At 41.8% G+C, this 4549-nt stretch carries 4 protein-coding genes; 2 read left to right on the top strand and 2 right to left on the bottom strand.

Annotated features, from left to right (window positions below; all coding sequences use genetic code 11):
- Positions 1-1700: PAS domain S-box protein (locus H6F50_RS25795; RefSeq protein ID WP_190430903.1), on the bottom strand; the 1700-nt coding region annotated here is incomplete at its 3' end.
- Positions 1701-1850: 150 nt separating this feature from the next.
- Between H6F50_RS25795 and H6F50_RS25790 the strand changes: the two genes are divergently transcribed.
- Together H6F50_RS25790 and H6F50_RS25785 are read left to right on the top strand one after the other, a co-directional pair.
- Complete coding sequence (locus H6F50_RS25790; protein ID WP_190415460.1) at positions 1851-2528, top strand: response regulator transcription factor; 678 nt, start codon at positions 1851-1853, stop codon at positions 2526-2528.
- A 600-nt stretch (positions 2529-3128) separates the two neighbouring features.
- On the top strand, positions 3129-3485 hold the full coding sequence (locus H6F50_RS25785) for a hypothetical protein (protein ID WP_190415458.1): 357 nt from the start codon (positions 3129-3131) through the stop codon (positions 3483-3485).
- Positions 3486-3595: 110 nt separating this feature from the next.
- Here H6F50_RS25785 and H6F50_RS25780 read toward each other — a convergent pair.
- A partial coding sequence (locus tag H6F50_RS25780) for a phosphodiester glycosidase family protein (protein WP_190430902.1) occupies positions 3596-4549 on the bottom strand: 954 nt, incomplete at its 5' end.

The following is a 4549-nucleotide window of genomic DNA, read 5'->3' as shown; positions in this document are numbered from 1 at the left end:
TGTTGGGCATCTTCAGGCGAAAAGACTTCGGTTTCTAATTTTCCTAGTAAAACTTCGTCAACAACCCTTGAAGTGGGATGATGTACCCAGGTGTAGCGTAAATCGGTGTCTTGATTAAAGACAACGATGGGTGAATTTTTGAGCGCAATCCGAAAGCGTTCCTCACTAATTCTCAGTGCTTCTTCAGCAGCTTTGCGATCGCTAATATCGGTGGAAATACCACCAATTGCGTAGGGAATCCCTTCAGTGTTATGAATGAGAAACTTGAGCGATAAGTAAGTGCGGATACCGTCGGGGCAAGGAATGAGTTCTTCAAACTCAAAGGAACTTCCAGATTCAAGCACTCTCTTGTCGTTGGACACCAATCTATCTGCGATTTCCTTGGGAAATATATCGTAATCGTTTTTGCCGAGAACTTGCTCTCTAGTGAGGTGCAATAAATTTTCAAACTGGCGATTGACTAGAATGTGTCGGCAAGAAGTGTCTTTAAGGTAGATAATTGCTTGGGAGTTATCTAGAATTGCCTGGAGCCGTTGTTCGCTCTCTCGGAGAGCTAATTCTGCTTGTTGGCGTAGCGTAGCGTGCCGCAGGCGATCGCTGATATCGCGAGCAAAAAAACTAGCGTACTCCTTGCCCTTAAACTGCAAGTAATTGCCTGTCACCTCAATCGGGAATATCCTGCCATCTTTGCTACGATGATGCGACTCCAGGGAGAGAGAGCCGCGTTGCTTGATCGCTTGCCAAATATCTGGACAGACTGCTGGGGGAATGTCCGGATTTACGTCAGATAGGCTCATCGAGAGTAATTCTTCTCGTGAATAACCGATGGAATGACAAAGGGCATCGTTTACATAGACAAACTGCCCTTCCGGATTTATCCAAGCGATCGCATATACCGCCCGATCGACACAAAATTGGGTTAGATGTAACGCTTCTTCAGCTCGCTTGCGCTCGATAATTTCAGCCAGCAGCAATTCATTCGTACTAACGATTTCTGCGGTTCGTTCCTGAACTCTGATTTCTAGTTCCTCATTAACCTTTCTGAGTGCTTCCTCTGCGCGTTGACGCTTTGCATTTTCGCTATACAGAAGGAAATAAACCCAGCATAAAAGCAAAAAAACCGAGCCTGTGCCAAGATAATGCATCAGGATTGTATTTTGAGCGCTGGTTGATACTGCTAGCGATCGCTGCTGTAAAAATGCTCGCTCATCATTCTGCATCTGCTGAATTAACTGGCGAATCTCACCCTGACGCTTTTGCTCCTCTTCAATCAGGGCAATCTGACCCGCCGCATCTTCATCATTGTTTTGCCGCAAGGAAACTAACTTTTCGACTACAGGGAGTTCCTTTGTCACTAAAGACTCAAGCACATTCAACTTTGTCTGTTGCAGGGAGTTATCGCCCGTCAACTTTCGGAGCTTTTGAATTTTCGAGCCAATTTCCGGACTAGCCGCGGGAGCGGTGTTTAGCCAAGTTTCGTCGCCCCTTAGGATATCGTTGCGTTCCTTTGCTTGAATATCTTTTAGCGTAGAAAGCATCTCATCAAGGTTCTGCACAACTTCTTCAGTGTGCTGTATCCATTCATGGCATTCGATCGGTTGAGTCATGCTCCAATACGAAGCTGTACTTGTTGCACCGAGTAGCAACAATGCCAACCCTAAACCGCTGATAATCATTGTTTTTTTAATAGGCCACTTCATCGCATTGTTTTCTTGCTAAGGTTACTGTTTATCCTGCGTTAATCGTCCGAATGATAGATGATATTCTATGAATAGGGCAGTTTAGCCAATTAGAGACTTTATCAATCATCTTTATTTCCCGTTTTTTATCAACTAAAAGCAATTTATGCAATGAGAATCCTTCTAATAGAAGATGATTTGCGTCTTGCAGAAGCTTTAGTAGAAGCTCTTACCGATCAAACTTATGTGGTTGATGTGGTGACAGATGGGGAAGCTGCTTGGGATCAAGTCCAAACCGTTACGTATGACTTAATTTTGCTAGATGTAATGCTGCCTAAGCTAGATGGCATAAGCCTTTGCCGTCGATTGCGCTCTCATGACTACAACCAGCCAATCCTCATGATCACTGCCCGCGACACTAGCGCAGATAAAGTCACCGGCTTAGATGCTGGAGCGGATGATTATATTGTTAAACCGATCGATCTGCCAGAGTTATTAGCCCGGATACGCGCTTTGTTGCGTCGAGGGAGTTCCTCAGCGTCTCCAGTGCTAGAGTGGGGCAGCTTGAGCTTTAACCCTAGTACCTATGAAGTTAGCTATGCTGAGCAATCTTTGCACTTAACCCGCAAGGAATATTCTTTATTGGAGCTATTCCTCCGCAATGGTCGGCGGGTACTCAGCCGCAGTAGCATCATTGAACACGTATGGTCTCTTGAGGAACCGCCAGAGGAGGAGACTGTTAAAGCCCATATTAAAAGCCTACGGCAGAAACTCAGAGCAGTAGGCGCACCGCCCGATTTGATTGAGACAATTCACGGTATTGGGTATCGCCTTAAACAGCTATCTTAATTTGATGCTTTGTAAACAGCAGCAAAATATTATTTGCAAAAGTTTACTGTTTTTTTCATTTCTTCTCGATTTCTTCCCGATTTCTCCTCTATTTTTTTACATTTGAGACGTAATCTTAGATTCAAAACAGGCTAGAGTCTGTTTCCCAATCTGACGACCTCCTTTTAATGCAGGCTGGGTTAGTCGGCATACGCTAGAAGCGATTAATCCAGTATGCTCTCTTTGCGCTAGTAGATAGAACTGATATTAATCCAATAGAAGCTGAGTTTCCTGTTAATATTCATGCCTTGAGTTTACAAAGCAGCCGATGTTAACAAAAACCTCTAAGCAAGATACCCGTAAACTTTATGGCTGGGGGAAATTATTACCTATTAGTCAGCCTATAAGTACTATTTTTGTCTCTTCATTTGCAAAGAAAGTAATTAAATTTCATCTGTGTTTTTACGTGAAAACTTCATAAATAAAATAAGAGAAAATTTCCAGTTTTAAAATTTGCTTTGGGCAAGACGTTGATGTTTTTAAAATTTAATAATAATAGATATAAATTAGAAAATCAACCAGACAAAATCAGAATGTTATTCGATAAAAAGTGAGGTTAAAATGGCTAATCGAACCATCAATTTAACAATGTTATGGGTTGCCGATGAAATTGCTCAAATCTTAGACAATGAACAAGAGTATTTTGAATACGGAGCTTTTTTAAATTCTAGATTATATAAAGAATTAATGACTTATACCCTGAGTCGAGTTCCTAACGTATACGCTGCGATCGAGGATGGTCAAAAACTTTCAGAGAAATGTAATCGCCGTTACTGCTCTGGAGAAAGAAAGCTGCACATAGAAACAGTAATTCGCCAAGGAATTTTTGAGATTCTCCAAAGGAAGAGAGATTGGATTAAACATCAACTTCCTAGCTCGTCTGAGCAGAGTTTTTCCCCATCTACTTGGTTTACCTAATTTGCAAAGGTTTAAAATGAAGAAAGCAAAAAATGAAAATGCGATCGCACCCTACCTGAATCAACAGGGCATTCCTTGCGATCGCATTCTTATTCCTGCCTACTCTTTGCTCAAGGAGCGCTCACCACGCCAATAGTTTGTGGAATTGTTCTTGGAGATGTAATATAATTTACACCCTGAGCAAGCAACTGTGAAGAGCCGCCACCATCGAGCATAACTACTTGATCTGCACCAAACTTTTTTAGTGTCTGTGCTGCATGAAACTGAGTTGAATCACTCGAATTAAAAATTAAAACGGTTTCGGAGATTCCATTATAGTCTCTATCTAGGACTCCCATAAAAGTTCTACCTAAATTTTTGTTCATAAATTTATTCGCCTTTTCGCTTAAACCAACAATGATATTGGGAGCTGAAGAAGAGTAAAGAGAGTTTTTACCATTGAAAACGCTAATTTCTGCGCGATTCTTCCAAACCGCAAGCATCAGCTTTTGGCTAGCAAATTCACTTTCGCCTGCATAGCCGTCACTCATAATGATTCCATTGGCTTTAACTGGAAAAGCTAAGTTAGTGATGGTGGCGGATTTAGTGTCATTTCTGAAAAACTGACCATTCGTTATCGAAAAAGCTTTTTTATTAAAAGAATAGAAATTTTTCCAAGCTTGTGTCAGCGTTTGGCGTCTCAACTTAGGATCGTTTCCTCCATAAGCGCCTTGTTTCTTACCGGGATTTGTAATCTCGCCATAAAGGAATTTGACAGACGCGCCTTGGCTCAAATCAACAACTTGCACATAATCAGATTTTTGGTTATAAAGCGTAACTCCTGGCGCACTTCTAATAGCTTTAAAACCAAGAGGAAAGAATTTTTGATTGCGATCGCTTTTAACAAATGGTGTTTGTGAGGAGATACCGTTTTTAGCATCCAACCCTAGAGAATGTTCCCGGTGAATAGAATTCGCGGCTACATAAGCAACAGGTAAAACGGCAAAACCCCTCTGTGCGGTTTTTAAATACCTTAAGTCTGCGAAGGCGGAGTTCGTTGGTACTGTTGAGGCTGCTATTCGCTC

The sequence above is a fragment of the Coleofasciculus sp. FACHB-712 genome, assembly GCF_014695635.1.
In the GTDB taxonomy this organism is placed as follows: domain Bacteria; phylum Cyanobacteriota; class Cyanobacteriia; order Cyanobacteriales; family FACHB-T130; genus FACHB-T130.
This window is presented reverse-complemented; position numbering and strand designations above follow the sequence as displayed.